25 protein-coding genes are annotated in these 14,760 nt (G+C 67.0%); all 25 read right to left on the bottom strand.

Annotated elements, in window-relative coordinates:
• Nucleotides 1–699, bottom strand: a 699-nt coding sequence (gene map / locus AC07FV_RS28055) for a type I methionyl aminopeptidase (RefSeq protein ID WP_479090114.1), incomplete at its 3' end; no start/stop codon positions are given.
• Nucleotides 700–831: 132 nt separating this feature from the next.
• Nucleotides 832–1,485 (bottom strand): adenylate kinase, encoded by a 654-nt coding sequence (locus AC07FV_RS28050; RefSeq protein ID WP_356601759.1) that lies wholly within the window; start codon nucleotides 1,483–1,485, stop codon nucleotides 832–834.
• Nucleotides 1,485–2,798: a preprotein translocase subunit SecY gene (gene secY, locus AC07FV_RS28045; protein ID WP_356601757.1), complete on the bottom strand. Its 1,314-nt coding sequence runs from the start codon at nucleotides 2,796–2,798 to the stop codon at nucleotides 1,485–1,487. The genes AC07FV_RS28050 and secY overlap by 1 nt, the downstream gene beginning before the upstream one ends.
• Before the next feature lie 242 nt (nucleotides 2,799–3,040).
• Complete coding sequence (gene rplO, locus AC07FV_RS28040; RefSeq protein WP_043381011.1) at nucleotides 3,041–3,496, bottom strand: 50S ribosomal protein L15; 456 nt, start codon at nucleotides 3,494–3,496, stop codon at nucleotides 3,041–3,043.
• 2 nt (nucleotides 3,497–3,498) lie between these two features.
• Nucleotides 3,499–3,681, bottom strand: a complete 183-nt coding sequence (rpmD, locus tag AC07FV_RS28035) for a 50S ribosomal protein L30 (RefSeq protein ID WP_003974250.1) — start codon at nucleotides 3,679–3,681, stop codon at nucleotides 3,499–3,501.
• 2 nt (nucleotides 3,682–3,683) lie between these two features.
• A complete protein-coding gene (gene rpsE, locus AC07FV_RS28030; RefSeq protein ID WP_004927232.1) occupies nucleotides 3,684–4,289 on the bottom strand; it encodes a 30S ribosomal protein S5 in 606 nt (201 codons plus the stop codon).
• A gap of 43 nt (nucleotides 4,290–4,332) precedes the next feature.
• A complete protein-coding gene (gene rplR, locus AC07FV_RS28025) occupies nucleotides 4,333–4,716 on the bottom strand; it encodes a 50S ribosomal protein L18 (protein ID WP_121748663.1) in 384 nt (127 codons plus the stop codon).
• Nucleotides 4,717–4,719: 3 nt separating this feature from the next.
• A complete protein-coding gene (gene rplF, locus AC07FV_RS28020; RefSeq protein WP_053135632.1) occupies nucleotides 4,720–5,259 on the bottom strand; it encodes a 50S ribosomal protein L6 in 540 nt (179 codons plus the stop codon).
• Between the two features lie 24 nt (nucleotides 5,260–5,283).
• Nucleotides 5,284–5,682 (bottom strand): 30S ribosomal protein S8, encoded by a 399-nt coding sequence (gene rpsH, locus AC07FV_RS28015; protein ID WP_026248232.1) that lies wholly within the window; start codon nucleotides 5,680–5,682, stop codon nucleotides 5,284–5,286.
• 209 nt (nucleotides 5,683–5,891) lie between these two features.
• Nucleotides 5,892–6,077 carry a type Z 30S ribosomal protein S14 gene (locus tag AC07FV_RS28010; RefSeq protein WP_003948630.1) on the bottom strand — a complete coding sequence of 62 codons (186 nt, stop codon included), beginning with the start codon at nucleotides 6,075–6,077 and terminating at the stop codon, nucleotides 5,892–5,894.
• Between the two features lie 5 nt (nucleotides 6,078–6,082).
• Complete coding sequence (rplE, locus tag AC07FV_RS28005; RefSeq protein ID WP_356601753.1) at nucleotides 6,083–6,640, bottom strand: 50S ribosomal protein L5; 558 nt, start codon at nucleotides 6,638–6,640, stop codon at nucleotides 6,083–6,085.
• Nucleotides 6,640–6,963, bottom strand: coding sequence for a 50S ribosomal protein L24 (rplX, locus tag AC07FV_RS28000; RefSeq protein WP_003974256.1), 324 nt, complete (start codon nucleotides 6,961–6,963; stop codon nucleotides 6,640–6,642). The genes rplE and rplX overlap by 1 nt, the downstream gene beginning before the upstream one ends.
• A 2-nt stretch (nucleotides 6,964–6,965) precedes the next feature.
• On the bottom strand, nucleotides 6,966–7,334 hold the full coding sequence (gene rplN, locus AC07FV_RS27995) for a 50S ribosomal protein L14 (RefSeq protein WP_030831680.1): 369 nt from the start codon (nucleotides 7,332–7,334) through the stop codon (nucleotides 6,966–6,968).
• A 97-nt stretch (nucleotides 7,335–7,431) separates the two neighbouring features.
• Nucleotides 7,432–7,719 carry a 30S ribosomal protein S17 gene (gene rpsQ / locus AC07FV_RS27990; protein WP_356601751.1) on the bottom strand — a complete coding sequence of 96 codons (288 nt, stop codon included), beginning with the start codon at nucleotides 7,717–7,719 and terminating at the stop codon, nucleotides 7,432–7,434.
• On the bottom strand, nucleotides 7,719–7,943 hold the full coding sequence (gene rpmC / locus AC07FV_RS27985; protein WP_003998824.1) for a 50S ribosomal protein L29: 225 nt from the start codon (nucleotides 7,941–7,943) through the stop codon (nucleotides 7,719–7,721). The genes rpsQ and rpmC overlap by 1 nt, the downstream gene beginning before the upstream one ends.
• Nucleotides 7,943–8,362 carry a 50S ribosomal protein L16 gene (gene rplP, locus AC07FV_RS27980; RefSeq protein ID WP_004927269.1) on the bottom strand — a complete coding sequence of 140 codons (420 nt, stop codon included), beginning with the start codon at nucleotides 8,360–8,362 and terminating at the stop codon, nucleotides 7,943–7,945. Before rplP ends, rpmC begins: the two co-directional genes overlap by 1 nt.
• A 5-nt stretch (nucleotides 8,363–8,367) precedes the next feature.
• Nucleotides 8,368–9,207, bottom strand: a complete 840-nt coding sequence (gene rpsC, locus AC07FV_RS27975) for a 30S ribosomal protein S3 (RefSeq protein ID WP_053135626.1) — start codon at nucleotides 9,205–9,207, stop codon at nucleotides 8,368–8,370.
• Nucleotides 9,207–9,554 (bottom strand): 50S ribosomal protein L22, encoded by a 348-nt coding sequence (gene rplV, locus AC07FV_RS27970; RefSeq protein ID WP_003974262.1) that lies wholly within the window; start codon nucleotides 9,552–9,554, stop codon nucleotides 9,207–9,209. The genes rpsC and rplV overlap by 1 nt, the downstream gene beginning before the upstream one ends.
• Nucleotides 9,555–9,598: 44 nt before the next feature.
• A complete protein-coding gene (gene rpsS / locus AC07FV_RS27965) occupies nucleotides 9,599–9,880 on the bottom strand; it encodes a 30S ribosomal protein S19 (RefSeq protein ID WP_003974263.1) in 282 nt (93 codons plus the stop codon).
• A gap of 12 nt (nucleotides 9,881–9,892) precedes the next feature.
• A complete protein-coding gene (gene rplB, locus AC07FV_RS27960) occupies nucleotides 9,893–10,729 on the bottom strand; it encodes a 50S ribosomal protein L2 (protein ID WP_053135624.1) in 837 nt (278 codons plus the stop codon).
• A 40-nt stretch (nucleotides 10,730–10,769) separates the two neighbouring features.
• A complete protein-coding gene (rplW, locus tag AC07FV_RS27955) occupies nucleotides 10,770–11,189 on the bottom strand; it encodes a 50S ribosomal protein L23 (protein ID WP_003974265.1) in 420 nt (139 codons plus the stop codon).
• Nucleotides 11,189–11,845: a 50S ribosomal protein L4 gene (gene rplD / locus AC07FV_RS27950; RefSeq protein WP_356601748.1), complete on the bottom strand. Its 657-nt coding sequence runs from the start codon at nucleotides 11,843–11,845 to the stop codon at nucleotides 11,189–11,191. Before rplD ends, rplW begins: the two co-directional genes overlap by 1 nt.
• 8 nt (nucleotides 11,846–11,853) lie before the next feature.
• A complete protein-coding gene (gene rplC / locus AC07FV_RS27945) occupies nucleotides 11,854–12,498 on the bottom strand; it encodes a 50S ribosomal protein L3 (RefSeq protein WP_479090112.1) in 645 nt (214 codons plus the stop codon).
• Nucleotides 12,499–12,514: 16 nt separating this feature from the next.
• Nucleotides 12,515–12,823, bottom strand: coding sequence for a 30S ribosomal protein S10 (rpsJ, locus tag AC07FV_RS27940; protein WP_003948644.1), 309 nt, complete (start codon nucleotides 12,821–12,823; stop codon nucleotides 12,515–12,517).
• 515 nt (nucleotides 12,824–13,338) lie between these two features.
• Entirely contained in the window at nucleotides 13,339–14,697 is a 1,359-nt protein-coding gene (gdhA, locus tag AC07FV_RS27935; RefSeq protein WP_479090111.1) for an NADP-specific glutamate dehydrogenase, read from the bottom strand.
• Nucleotides 14,698–14,760 lie beyond the last annotated feature (63 nt).

Here is a 14,760-nt window from a genome sequence, read left to right as displayed (position 1 = left end):
GGTCGTGATGACCGTCCACTCGTCCTCCAGCACCTCCGTGCGCGGGGTGCCGAGGGAGACCATCGGCTCGATGGCCAGGCAGAAGCCGGGGACCAGCTTGGGGCCCTTGCCGCGCCGGCGGTCGACGTAGTTCAGCAGGTGCGGGTCCATGTGCATCTCGGTGCCGATGCCGTGGCCGCCGTAGTCCTCGATGATCCCGTACTTGCCGCCGCCGGGCTTGGGCTGGCGGCGGATGTACGTCTCGATGGCCCGGGAGACGTCCACGAGCCGGTTGCCCTGCTTCATCGCCGCGATGCCCGCCCACATCGACTCCTCGGTCACCCGGGAGAGCTCGACCACCTCCGGGGAGTGACCGGAGCCCACGAAGGCCGTGTAGGCCGCGTCGCCGTGCCAGCCGTCGATGATCGCGCCGCAGTCGATGGAGATGACGTCGCCGTCCTTGAGGACCACGTCGTCGGAGGGGATGCCGTGGACGACGACCTCGTTCACGGACGTGCAGATGGTCGCCGGGAAGCCGCCGTAACCGAGGAAGTTCGGCTTGGCGTCGTGCTCGGTGAGCACCTTGCGGGCGACCTGGTCCAGGTCCTTGGTGGTGGCGCCGGGCACGGCGGCCTCGCGCGTGGCCGCGTGGATGGCGGCGACGACCAGCCCCGCCTCACGCATCTTGGCGATCTGCTCGGGGCTCTTGATCTGCACCATGGGGGCTGCGGCCTTTCTGGACCTGGGGAGGGCGGGGAACGCTTCCAACGATACGGGGCGGCGACCACCCCGTCCCACAGCTCAGCCGCGGCCCTCTGCGTGAGGAACCGCGGCTGCAGCCGTGACTCGGACCTACTTGTCGCGCTTGAGCGCCTCCAGCGCACGGCCGGTGACCTCGTCCACCGGGCCCATGGCCGAGATGGTGACGACCAGACCCTGCGCCTTGTAGTAGTCGATGATCGGCTCGGTCTGCGTGTGGTAGACCTCGAGCCGCTTGCGGACCGTCTCCTCGGAGTCGTCGTCGCGCTGGTACAGCTCGCCGCCGCAGACGTCGCAGACGTCGTCCCGCTTCGACGGGGTGTACGTCACGTGGAAGACGTGCGCCGAGTTGTTGCGGCAGACGCGCCGGCCGGCGATCCGCTTGACGACCTCGTCCTCCGGGGCCTCCAGGTCCAGCACCGCGTCGAGCGTCATGTCCTCGGTCTCGAGCAGCTCGTCCAGCGCCTCGGCCTGGGAGACGTTGCGCGGGAAACCGTCCAGCAGGAAGCCGCCCTCGGCGTCGGGCTGCTCCATCCGGTCCTTCGCCATGGCGATGGTGACCTCGTCCGGGACGAGGTTGCCGGCGTCCATGTAGGACTTGGCGAGCTTGCCCAGCTCGGTCTGCTGGCTGATGTTCGCGCGGAACAGGTCACCCGTGGAGATGTGCGGGATGTGCAGCGTCTCGGCAAGGCGGGTGGCCTGCGTTCCCTTTCCAGCACCCGGCGGCCCGACGAGGACGATTCGCATCAGCGGAGGAACCCTTCGTAATTGCGCTGCTGGAGCTGGCTCTCGATCTGCTTCACCGTTTCAAGACCCACACCCACGATGATCAGGATGCTGGTCCCGCCGAACGGGAAGTTCTGGTTTGCCCCGAAACCGGCCAACGCCATTGTCGGTACGAGAGAGATCAGGCCCAGATACAGCGAACCCGGCCAGGTGATCCGGTTGAGTACGTAGCTCAGATACTCAGCGGTCGGTCGGCCAGCCCGGATGCCCGGGATGAACCCACCATACTTCTTCATGTTGTCCGCGACTTCCTCGGGGTTGAACGAGATCGCCACGTAGAAGAAGGCGAAGAAAACGATCAACAGGAAGTACAGAACGACGTGCGGCGCCGCCTCCGGATCCGCCAGGTTCTTCTGGATCCAGGTGGCCCAGCCCGCGGTCGAGCCGGAGAACTGGACGATCAGGGCCGGGATGTAGAGCAGCGACGAGGCGAAGATGACGGGGATGATGCCCGCCTGGTTCACCTTGAGCGGGATGTACGTCGACGTGCCGCCGTAGGAACGGCGGCCGATCATGCGCTTCGCGTACTGCACCGGGATGCGACGCTGCGCCTGCTCGACGAACACGACCAGGCCGACCATCACAAAGCCGACGAGCATCACCGTGCCGAACTCGATCCAGCCGTCGGCCAGGGTGCCCTCCTGCTTGATGGCCCACAGGGCGGAGGGGAAGGTCGCGGCGATCGAGATGAACATCAGGATCGACATGCCGTTGCCGACACCGCGGTCCGTGATCAGCTCGCCGAGCCACATGACGGTGGCGGTACCGGCGGTCATGGTGATCACCATGACGACGGTGGTGAAGATCGCCTGGTCGGGCACGATCTGACCGGCGACGGTGCAGCCGGAGAACAGGGCGCCGCTGCGGGCGGTGGCCACCAGGCCGGTGCCCTGGAGGATGGCGAGCGCGATGGTCAGGTAGCGCGTGTACTGCGTGATCTTCGCCGTGCCCGCCTGACCCTCCTTCTTCAGGGCCTCCAGACGCGGGATGACCACGGTCAGCAGCTGCAGAATGATGCTCGCCGTGATGTACGGCATGATGCCGAGCGCGAAGACCGTGATCTGCAGCAGGGCGCCGCCGCTGAACATGTTCACCAGGCCGAAGATGCCCTGGTTGCCGGACGCCTGGTCCACGCACTCCTGGACGCTCTTGTAGTCGACGCCTGGGATGGGGATGTGGGTACCGAGCCGGTACACCACGATGATGCCGAGCGTGAAGAGCAGCTTCTTGCGCAGGTCGGGCGTCTTGAACGCCCGGGCGAACGCGGTGAGCACGGTGCCTCCTGCGACCCCCGCGCTACTGCGTCAAGGGTGACGGTCTTGAGGATTCGACTGACGACTAAGTAAGTAACGGTCAACTGCCGCCCAGGGTGCCCCATGTGACGCACCCGTGAAAGAGGGCAGCGCAGGCCACCTTACCGGCGGGAGTACTTTCCTTGGAACGACCAACCGGGGATACCCCTTTTGTGGGGCATCCCCGGTCGGGATCGCTCATGTCATCGAGACGCCTGAAAGGTTCAGACGAGCTCGGTGACGGTACCGCCGGCGGCGGTGATCTTCTCCTTGGCGGAGCCGGAGACGGCGTCGACCGTCACCTGCAGCGCCACGGAGATCTCGCCCTGGCCGAGGACCTTGACGAGGCTGTTCTTGCGAACGGCACCCTTGGCCACCAGGCCCTCGACGGTGACCTCGCCACCCTCGGGGTACAGCGCGGCCAGCTTGTCGAGGTTCACGACCTGGAACTCGGTCTTGAACGGGTTCTTGAAGCCCTTCAGCTTCGGGAGACGCATGTGGAGGGGCATCTGGCCACCCTCGAAGCGCTCCGGAACCTGGTAACGGGCCTTGGTGCCCTTGGTACCACGACCGGCCGTCTTACCCTTCGACGCCTCACCACGACCCACACGGGTCTTGGCGGTCTTGGCGCCCGGGGCGGGACGGAGGTTGTGGATCTTGAGCGGGTTCTGCTCACCCATGATCAGTCGACCTCCTCGACCGTCACGAGGTGGCGGACGGTGTGCACCATGCCGCGGAACTCGGGGCGGTCCTCCTTGACGACCTGCGTGTTGATGCCCTTGAGACCAAGGGAACGCAGGGTGTCACGGTGGTTCTGCTTGCTGCCGATGTAGGACTTGACCTGCGTAATCTTGAGCTGCGCCATGATTACGCACCCGCCCCGGCACGTGCACGGAGAAGAGCCGCGGGGGCGACGTCCTCGAGGGGCAGACCACGGCGGGCCGCGATCTCCTCGGGACGCTGCAGGCCCTTGAGGGCCTCCACGGTCGCGTGCACGATGTTGATCTGGTTGTCGGAGCCGAGCGACTTCGACAGCACGTCGTGGATACCGGCGCACTCGAGCACGGCGCGCACCGGACCACCGGCGATCACGCCGGTACCGGGGGACGCGGGCTTGAGCAGCACGACGCCGGCAGCCTTCTCACCCTGGATGGGGTGCGGGATGGTGCCCTGGATGCGGGGGACCTTGAAGAAGTGCTTCTTGGCCTCCTCAACACCCTTGGCGATGGCGGCCGGCACCTCCTTGGCCTTGCCGTATCCGACACCCACGGTGCCGTCACCGTCGCCCACCACGACCAGCGCGGTGAAGCTGAAGCGACGACCACCCTTCACAACCTTGGCAACGCGGTTGATCGCGACGACGCGCTCAACGTAAGCGGTCTTCTCGGCGGCAGCTGCGCCGCCGTCACGGCCCTTCCGGTCCCGCCGCTCGCCGCCACCGGCACCGCCACCGCGGCGCTGGGGTCCAGCCATTGGAATTACCTCTCTCTGTTTCCGCTAGCGATACGGAACCGGCTCAGAACTTCAGTCCGGCTTCGCGGGCGGCGTCCGCCAGGGCGGCGATGCGCCCGGCGTACTGGTTACCACCACGGTCGAACACGACGGCCTCGACACCGGCGGCCTTGGCGCGCTCGGCGACCAGGGCACCGACCTGCTTGGCCTGGGCCGACTTGTCCGCCTCGCCACCACGGATCGAGGTGTCCAGGGTGGACGCCGACGCAAGGGTGTGACCCTTGAGGTCGTCGATCACCTGGGCCACGATGTGGCGGTTCGAGCGGGTAACGACCAGACGGGGACGCTCCGCCGTACCCGAGAGATTCTTGCGAATCCGGATGTGACGGCGCTTGATCGCGGCGCGCTTGTAGGCGTCGCCCTTGAGGATCTTCTGTCCGTATGCCATGGCTTACTTACCCGCCTTTCCGACCTTGCGGCGGATGACTTCGCCCTCGTACTTGACGCCCTTGGCCTTGTACGGGTCGGGCTTGCGCAGCTTGCGGATGTTGGCCGCAACCTCGCCGACCTTCTGCTTGTCGATGCCCTCGACCGAGAAACGGGTCGGGGACTCCACCTTGAAGGTGATGCCCTCGGGGGCCTCGACCAGGATCGGGTGGCTGTAGCCGAGGGAGAACTCCAGGTTCGAACCCTTGGCGAGCACGCGGTAACCGACACCGCTGATCTCGAGCTTCTTCACGTAACCCTGGGTCACGCCGGTGATCATGTTCGCCACCAGCGTGCGGGACAGGCCGTGCAGGGCCTTGCTCTGACGCTCGTCGTTGGGGCGGGTGACGCTCAGCACGCCGTCCTCACCCTTGGCGATGTCGATCGGCGCCACGACGGTGTGAGTCAGCGAACCCTTGGGGCCCTTGACCGAGACCGTACGGCCGTCGATGGTGACGTCCACGCCGGCGGGAACCGCGATGGGGAGCTTGCCGATGCGCGACATAGCTGTTTCCTCCGTTCCCTTCCGCTACCAGACGTAGGCGAGGACTTCTCCGCCTACGCCCTTCTTGCCGGCCTGCTTGTCGGTGAGGAGCCCGTGGGACGTGGAGATGATCGCCACGCCGAGGCCACCCAGCACCTTGGGCAGGTTGGTGGACTTCGCGTACACCCGGAGACCGGGCTTGGAGATCCGCTTGATGCCCGCGATGGAGCGCTCACGGTTCGGGCCGAACTTCAGCTCGAGGACGAGGTTCTTGCCGACCTCGGCGTCCTCGGTCTTCCAGCCCGTGATGAAGCCCTCCTGCTGGAGGATCTCCGCGATGTGAGACTTGATCTTGGACGCCGGCATCGTCACGGAGTCGTGGTACGCCGAGTTCGCGTTCCGCAGACGCGTAAGCATGTCTGCGATCGGATCAGTCATGGTCATGAATTGGCCTTCGGCCTCTCTCGCCGGGGTTTCCTGGTGCGCCATCCCTCTCCCCGATCCGAGACGGGACGGGTGCGGCGCGGTGGACCTACGGCGTAGTAAGTCGTACGGGCGGCAGACGCCCAACCCCACAAGCCTAAGGCATGCGGAGCCGGGCCCCTGCCGACCCAGATGCTTACCGAGAGTCTGAATAACCCGGAATTACCGGATTACCAGGAGCTCTTGGTCACGCCCGGCAGCTCGCCACGGTGAGCCATCTCACGAAGGCACACGCGGCAGAGGCCGAACTTGCGGTAGACGGAGTGCGGACGGCCGCAGCGCTGGCAGCGCGTGTAGCCGCGGACACCGAACTTGGGCTTGCGAGCAGCCTTGGCAATCAGAGCCTTCTTCGCCATCTCGCTCACGCCTCCTTGAAGGGGAAGCCGAGGTGACGAAGGAGCGCGCGGCCCTCAGCGTCGTTGGTCGCCGTGGTCACCACGGTGATGTCCATACCCCGGGTGCGGTCGATCTTGTCCTGGTCGATCTCGTGGAACATGACCTGCTCGGTGAGACCGAAGGTGTAGTTGCCACGGCCGTCGAACTGCTTGGGGGACAGACCACGGAAGTCGCGGATGCGCGGCAGCGCGAGCGACAGGGTGCGGTCCAGGAACTCCCACATGCGGTCGCCACGGAGCGTGACGTGGGCACCGATCGGCTGGCCCTCACGCAGCTTGAACTGCGCGATGGACTTGCGGGCCTTGGTGACGGCCGGCTTCTGGCCGGTGATCGTGGTGAGGTCCTTGATGGCACCCTCGATCAGCTTGGAGTCGCGGGCGGCGTCGCCCACACCCATGTTGACCACGATCTTGACGAGGCCGGGGACCTGCATGACGTTCTCGTAGGAGAACTCCTCACGCAGCTTGCCCGAGATCTCCTCGCGGTACTTCGTCTTGAGACGCGGAGTGGTGGTGGTAGCCATCAGATGTCCTCACCCGTCCGCTTGGCAACGCGAACCTTGTTGCCCTCGTCGTCGAAGCGGTAACCGACGCGCGTGACGACCTTGTTGCCGTCCTTCTCCACGACCAGCTGGACGTTGGAGACGTGGATCGGGGCCTCGGTGGTCACGATGCCGCCGGCCTGCGAACCGCGAGCGGTCGGCCCGGCCTTGGTGTGCTTCTTGACCCGGTTGACACCCTCGACCAGGACGCGGTCCTCGCGGGGGAAGGCCGCGATGACCTTGCCCTGCTTGCCCTTGTCCTTACCGGTGATGACCTGGACCAGGTCGCCCTTCTTGATCTTCATGCTCACAGCACCTCCGGCGCGAGGGAGATGATCTTCATGAACTTCTTCTCGCGCAGCTCACGGCCCACCGGGCCGAAGATACGGGTGCCGCGGGGGTCGCCGTCGTTCTTCAGAATGACGGCGGCGTTCTCGTCGAAGCGGATGTACGAGCCGTCCGGACGGCGGCGCTCCTTGACGGTGCGAACGATGACCGCCTTGACGACGTCACCCTTCTTCACGTTGCCACCGGGGATCGCGTCCTTGACGGTGGCGACGATGACGTCACCGATACCCGCGTAGCGGCGGCCCGAGCCACCGAGCACACGGATGCAGAGAACTTCCTTCGCACCCGTGTTGTCGGCGACACGAAGCCGCGACTCCTGCTGGATCACGTCTATCTCCTGATTGTCTGCCGGTTCCCCGGGAGCCGCTCAGCGAGCGGCTCCCGGAGCCTGGCGGAACTGACCTGCGGGGTGTTGCCGCAGGAAATTACTTGGCCTTCTCGAGGACCTCGACGACGCGCCAGCGCTTCGTCGCGGACAGCGGCCGGGTCTCCATGAGGAGGACGCGGTCGCCGACACCCGCGGCGTTCTGCTCGTCGTGGGCCTTGAGCTTGCTGGTACGGCGGATGACCTTGCCGTACAGCGCGTGCTTGACGCGGTCCTCGACGGCGACGACGACGGTCTTGTCCATCTTGTCGCTGACGACAAGACCCTCGCGGGTCTTGCGGAAGCCGCGTGCTTCGGTGTTGGTCTCAGTCACGTTGCTCTCGCTCATCAGGCGCTCTCCACCGTCTCGATGCCCAGCTCGCGCTCACGCATCAGGGTGTAGATCCGCGCGATGTCCTTGCGGACGGCCTTGAGCCGACCGTGGTTCTCGAGCTGACCCGTCGCCGCCTGGAAGCGGAGGTTGAACAGCTCTTCCTTGGCTTCGCGGAGCTTCGCCAGAAGCTCCTCGTCACCCAGTTCGCGCAGCTCGGACGCCTTGGTACCGGCCGACATCACGCTTCACCTGCCTCGCGCTTGACGATCCGGCACTTCATCGGCAGCTTGTGGGCCGCACGAGTCAGCGCCTCACGGGCGATCTTCTCGTTGGGGTAGGACAGCTCGAACATGACCCGGCCCGGGTGCACGTTCGCGATCCACCACTCGGGGGAACCCTTACCGGAACCCATGCGGGTCTCGGCGGGCTTCTTCGTGAGCGGGCGGTCCGGGTAGATGTTGATCCAGACCTTGCCGCCACGCTTGATGTGGCGGGTCATCGCGATACGGGCCGCCTCGATCTGGCGGTTGGTCACGTACGCCGGCGTGAGGGCCTGGATGCCGTACTCGCCGAACGCGACCGTCGTACCGCCCTTGGCCTGACCACGGCGCTTCGGGTGGTGCTGCTTGCGGTGCTTGACCCTACGGGGGATCAGCATGTCGGTCAGGCCTCCGTTCCGGTGCTCTCAGCCGGAGCGGCAGCGGCGGCGGGAGCGTCGGCCTTGGGGGCCTCGGCAGCCGGCGCGGACTGCTGCTGCGGCTTGCGACCGCGACCGCCACGCTCGCCACCGCGGCCACCACGGGCCGGGCGGTCGTTGCCACCACGGGCCGGGCGGTTGCCGGCGCGGGCAGCGGCGTTCTCGGCGCGGACCTCGGCGATGTTCTTGACGTCGCCCTTGTAGATCCAGACCTTCACACCGATGCGGCCGAAGGTCGTCTTGGCCTCGAAGAAGCCGTAGTCCACGTTCGCGCGGAGCGTGTGCAGGGGCACACGGCCCTCGCGGTAGAACTCCGAGCGGGACATCTCGGCGCCACCGAGGCGGCCACCGCACTGGATCTTGATGCCCTTGGCGCCGGCCTTCATGGTGCCCTGCATGCTCTTGCGCATGGCACGACGGAAGGAGACGCGGGAGGAGAGCTGCTCGGCGACGGCCTGGGCCACCAGCTGAGCGTCCGTCTCCGGGCTCTTGACCTCGAGGATGTTCAGCTGGACCTGCTTGCCGGTCAGCTTCTCCAGGTCACCGCGGATGCGGTCGGCCTCGGCGCCGCGGCGGCCGATGACGATGCCCGGACGGGCGGTGTGGATGTCCACCCGCACGCGGTCACGGGTGCGCTCGATCTCGACCTTGGAGATGCCGGCGCGCTCCATGCCGGACGTCATCATCCGACGGATGGCGACGTCTTCCTTGACGTAGTCCTTGTACAGCTTGTCGGCGTACCAACGCGACTTGAAGTCGGTGGTGATGCCGAGCCGGAACCCGTGCGGGTTTACCTTCTGGCCCATTACCGGGTTCCTTCCTTGCTGCTGACGACCACGGTGATGTGGCTGGTCCGCTTGCGGATCCGGTAGGCGCGGCCCTGGGCGCGCGGCCGGAACCGCTTCAGGGTCGGGCCCTCGTCGACGTAGGCCTCGGAAATGAAGAGGCTGTCGGCGTCGGTGTGGTCGTAGTTGTGCGCGGCGTTGGCGATGGCGCTGTCCAGCACCTTGCCGACCGGCACGCTCGCGGCCTGCGGGGCGAAACGCAGGACCGCCTGAGCCTCCGTGGCATCCATGCCACGGATGAGGTCCACCACGCGGCGGGCCTTCATGGGCGTGACGCGGATGTACCGCGCCTGGGCCCTGGCTTCCATGGTTGTCCCTTCAGTGTTTGTCATGATCTTTCACACCCCGCTGACTAGCGGCGCTTCGACTTCCGGTCGTCCTTGACGTGACCCCGGAAAGTGCGCGTCGGCGAGAACTCGCCGAGCTTGTGGCCGACCATGGACTCGGTGACAAACACCGGGATGTGGGTCTTGCCGTTGTGCACCGCGATCGTGTGGCCGAGCATCGCCGGGACGATCATCGAGCGACGGGACCAGGTCTTGATGACGTTCTTGGTACCGGCTTCGTTCTGCGTGTCCACCTTCTTGATCAGGTGGTCGTCGACGAAGGGTCCCTTCTTCAAGCTACGAGGCATCTCAACCCGTCCTTAGCGCTTCTTGTTCGTCTTGCGGCGGCGGACGATGTACTTGTTCGACGCCTTCTTGGGCGAACGAGTACGGCCTTCCTTCTTGCCCCAGGGGGACACCGGGTGGCGACCACCCGAGGTACGGCCTTCGCCACCACCGTGCGGGTGGTCCACCGGGTTCATGACCACACCACGCACGGTCGGGCGAACGCCCAGCCAGCGCTTACGGCCCGCCTTGCCCCAGTTGATGTTGCTCTGCTCGGCGTTGCCGACCTCGCCGACGGTGGCGCGGCAGCGCACGTCGACCAGGCGGATCTCTCCGGACGGCATGCGCAGGTGGGCCATCGAGCCCTCCTTCGCGAGCAGCTGCACGGAGGCACCGGCGGAACGGGCGAACTTGGCGCCGCCACCGGGACGGAGCTCGATCGCGTGGATCGTGGTACCGACCGGGATGTTGCGGAGCGCCAGGTTGTTGCCCGGCTTGATGTCGGCCCCGGGACCGTTCTCGACGCGGTCACCCTGCTGCAGGTTGCGCGGGGCGAGGATGTAGCGCTTCTCGCCGTCCGCGTAGTGCAGCAGCGCGATGCGCGCGGTGCGGTTGGGGTCGTACTCGATGTGCGCGACCTTCGCCGGCACGCCGTCCTTGTCGTGACGACGGAAGTCGATCACGCGGTAGGCGCGCTTGTGGCCACCGCCCTGGTGGCGGACGGTCACACGACCGGAGTTGTTACGGCCACCCTTGCTGTGCAGGGGGCGGACCAACGACTTCTCCGGCGTGGACCGCGTGACCTCGACGAAGTCGGCGACGCTGGAGCCACGACGGCCCGGCGTAGTCGGCTTGTACTTGCGGATTCCCATTTCTCAGTCCTCGTCCGATTCCGGACGATCCGGACCTCCGTCAGGAGGTCGGACCGCCGAAGATGTCGATACGGTCGCCCTCGGCAAGGGTCACGATCGCGCGCTTGCTGTCGGCACGCTTGCCGAAGCCCGTGCGGGTCCGCTTGCGCTTGCCCTGGCGGTTGATCGTGTTGACCCCGGTGACCTTGACCGAGAAGACCGCCTGGACGGCTTCCTTGATCTGGGTCTTGTTGGAGCCCGGCGCGACGACGAACGTGTACTTGTTCTCGTCGAGGAGCGCGTAGCTCTTCTCGGACACGACCGGCTTCAGCAGCACGTCACGGGGGTCCGTGAACGCCTTGCTGGCCGGGGTGACGACGGTGTTCTTGCCCTCGGCCTCGTGGCGACGCGCCTTGGCGACGCGCGCGGCCTTGGCGGCCTTGGCCGCCTTGGAGGCGATGCTCGGGTGACGCGTAGCCATCAGGCTTCGCTCCCTTCGGTGTCAGCAGCCTTGGGGCCGGACACGAAGGACTCGAAAGCGGCCTGGGTGAAGACCACGTCGTCCGAGACGAGAACGTCGTACGTGTTCAGCTGGCCCGGCTCCAGAATGTGGATCTGGGGCAGGTTGCGGGCGGACAGCCACGCGGCCTCGTCGGAGCGGTCGGCGACCAGGAGCAGGTTCTTGCGCTCCGAGATCTTGCCGAACAGCGTCCGGGCGGCCTTCGTCGACGGGCTGTCGCCCTCGATGACGCCGGAGACGACGTGGATGCGGTTGTGGCGGGCCCGGTCGGTGAGGGCGTGGCGCAGGGCCGCGGCCTTCATCTTCTTCGGGGTCCGCTGCGAGTAGTCACGCGGCTGCGGGCCGTGGACGACGCCACCGCCGGCGAACTGCGGCGCGCGGGTCGAACCCTGGCGGGCGCGGCCGGTGCCCTTCTGGCGGTACGGCTTCTTGCCGCCACCACGGACCTCGCCGCGACGCTTGGTCTTGTGCGTGCCCTGGCGGGCAGCGGCGTTCTGCGCGACGACGACCTGGTGGATCAGCGGGATGCTGATCTTCTCCACGCCGAAGATCTCCGCGGGGAGCTCGACGCTACCGGTCTTCTCGCCGGCAGGCGAAAGGATGTCAACAGTGCTCATCGGTTACCTCAGGCCCCCTTGGCCGCAGTGCGGACCAGGACGAGGCCGCCGTTCGGACCAGGAACCGCGCCCTTGATGAGGAGCAGGCCCTTCTCCGCGTCAACGGCGTGAACGGTCAGGTTCTGGGTGGTGACCCGCTCGTTGCCCATGCGACCCGCCATGCGCATGCCCTTGAAGACACGGCCGGGGGTGGCACAGCCACCGATGGATCCGGGCATGCGGTGCACACGGTGGGCACCGTGCGACGCCTTGCCACCCTTGAAGTTGTGGCGCTTCATGACGCCGGCGAAGCCCTTGCCCTTGCTCTTCGCGGTGACGTCGACCTTCACGCCGGACTCGAAGGTCTCAGCGGTGATCTCCTGGCCGAGGGTGTACTCGCTGGCGTCAGCGGTACGGATCTCTACGAGGTGACGACGGGGGGTGACGTCGGCCTTGGCGAAGTGGCCCTTGAGGGGCTTGTTCACCTTGCGCGGGTCGATCTCGCCGAAGGCGATCTGGACCGACTCGTAGCCGTCGACGTCGTTCGTGCGGACCTGGGTGACGACGTTGGGGCCGGCCTTGACGACGGTGACCGGAACAACACGGTTGTTCTCGTCCCACACCTGCGTCATGCCGAGCTTCTCGCCCAGGATGCCCTTGATCTGCTTGGTCATCTTCAGATCACCGCCCTCAGAGCTTGATCTCGATGTCGACACCGGCCGGGAGGTCGAGTCGCATCAGAGAGTCAACGGTCTTGGGGGTCGGGTCGAGGATGTCGATCAGGCGCTTGTGCGTGCGCATCTCGAAGTGCTCGCGCGAGTCCTTGTACTTGTGCGGCGACTTGATGACGCAGTACACGTTCTTCTCAGTGGGCAGCGGCACCGGGCCTGCGACCGACGCACCAGTGCGAGTCACCGTCTCGACGATCTTCTTCGCCGAAGAGTCGATGACCTCGTGGTCGTAGGCCTTGAGCCGGATGCGGATCTTCTGTCCCGCCATGGCTACTCAGTAGTCCTGTCTCTCGTAACGCTCTGGACCCGGTGGTCCCTGGTACTCCCTCCCCCTCCGACCCACGCGGTCGGGCGTGTCGCACTCTCGCTGACACAGATGTCCCTTGTTCGAACATCCCTGCTCTGGGAGGTGCGGGCCCTTCCGGAACCGCGGACCGGGGGCGAGAGGCCCACCGGGCGCCTGGCCGGTACCCCGCTGACACTTCCCGGAAGATTCCCGTACGTCCGCCCCTACACCTCTCGGCGTAACGCGTGGGGCGACGAGTACTGTGGGACTCGCTTCCGGTCCCCCCGGCGGGAGGCGCGCAGCATCGGCACTCGACCGAGCAACTCGACCAGTCTGCCATACGGGGCACCGCGCTGGCCAATCGAAGCGGATGACTGTACCCCACGTCACCGAGGGCCACACCTGCCGCGCCTCAGGACGCTCCGGTCCCGGGGCTTGTGCCCCTTTCCTCCCGGGGCGCCGGTCGCACTCCGGGAGGGTGAGCGTGCCCCCGCGGCTCAGATGACGCCCTGCGCCAGCATCGCGTCCGCGACGCGCTCGAAGCCCGCGATGTTCGCGCCCGTGACGTAGTCGCCGGGGGCGCCGTAGCGGGCGGCGGTCTCGTGGCAGGTGGTGTGGATGTTGTTCATGATGTCGGTCAGCTCCTCCTCCACCCGCTCCGCGGTCCAGGACGTCCGCGCGTGGTTCTGGGCCATCTCCAGGGCGCTGACGGCGACGCCGCCCGCGTTGGCCGCCTTGCCGGGGCCGAAGGCGACGCCGGCGCGCTGGAGGAGGTGGACGGCCGCAGGGGTGGTCGGCATGTTCGCGCCCTCCGAGACCGCCTTCACGCCGTTGCGCACGAGCGCCGCGGCGTCGGTCTCGTCCAGCTCGTTCTGCGTGGCGGACGGGAGGGCGATGTCGGCGGGGACCTCCCAGACCCGTCCGCCGGGCACGAAGCGGGCGGAGGAGCCCCGGCGCTCGGCGTAGGTGTCGACGCGGCCGCGCTCAACCTCCTTGACCTGCTTGAGCAGGTCCACGTCGATGCCCTTCTCGTCGACCACGTAGCCGGAGGAGTCCGAGCAGGTGACGGGGTTGGCGCCGAGGGCGGTCAGCTTCTCGATGGTGTAGATCGCCACGTTCCCGGAGCCGGACACGACCGCCGTCCGGCCCTCCAGGTCCTCGCCGCGCTCGCGCAGCATGGCCGCCGCGAAGAGCACGTTGCCGTAGCCGGTGGCCTCCGGGCGGATCAGCGAGCCGCCCCAGCCCGCGCCCTTGCCGGTGAGGACGCCGGCCTCCCAGCGGTTGGTGATCCGGCGGTACTGGCCGAACAGGTAGCCGATCTCGCGGCCGCCGACGCCGATGTCACCGGCCGGGACGTCCGTGTGCTCGCCGATGTGCCGGTACAGCTCCGTCATGAACGACTGGCAGAAGCGCATGACCTCCGCGTCGCTGCGCCCGTGCGGGTCGAAGTCGCTGCCGCCCTTGCCGCCGCCGATGCCGAGTCCGGTCAGCGCGTTCTTGAAGATCTGCTCGAAGCCCAGGAACTTGATGACGCCCAGGTTGACCGAGGGGTGGAAGCGCAGACCGCCCTTGTACGGGCCCAGCGCGCTGTTGAACTCGACGCGGAAGCCGCGGTTGACGTGGACGCGCCCCCGGTCGTCCTGCCACGGCACCCGGAAGATCACCTGCCGCTCGGGCTCGACCAGCCGCTCGACGAGGCCCGGCTCCGCGTACTCGGGGCGGGCCGCGAGCACCGGCGCGAGCGTCTCCAGCACCTCGTGGGCGGCCTGGAGGAACTCGGGCTGGGCGGGGTTGCGGTGTTCGATCTCGGTGAGCAGGTGGTCGAGCGTGCTCGTCGGTGCGGATCGCGTCGTCACGGAAGCCCTTTCTGGCACGGCGACACCGGGACCGGGCGGAAACGCCGGTGCCGGCGTTCCGGT

It is taken from the genome of Streptomyces sp. NPDC045956, from assembly GCF_056430705.1.
This window is presented reverse-complemented; position numbering and strand designations above follow the sequence as displayed.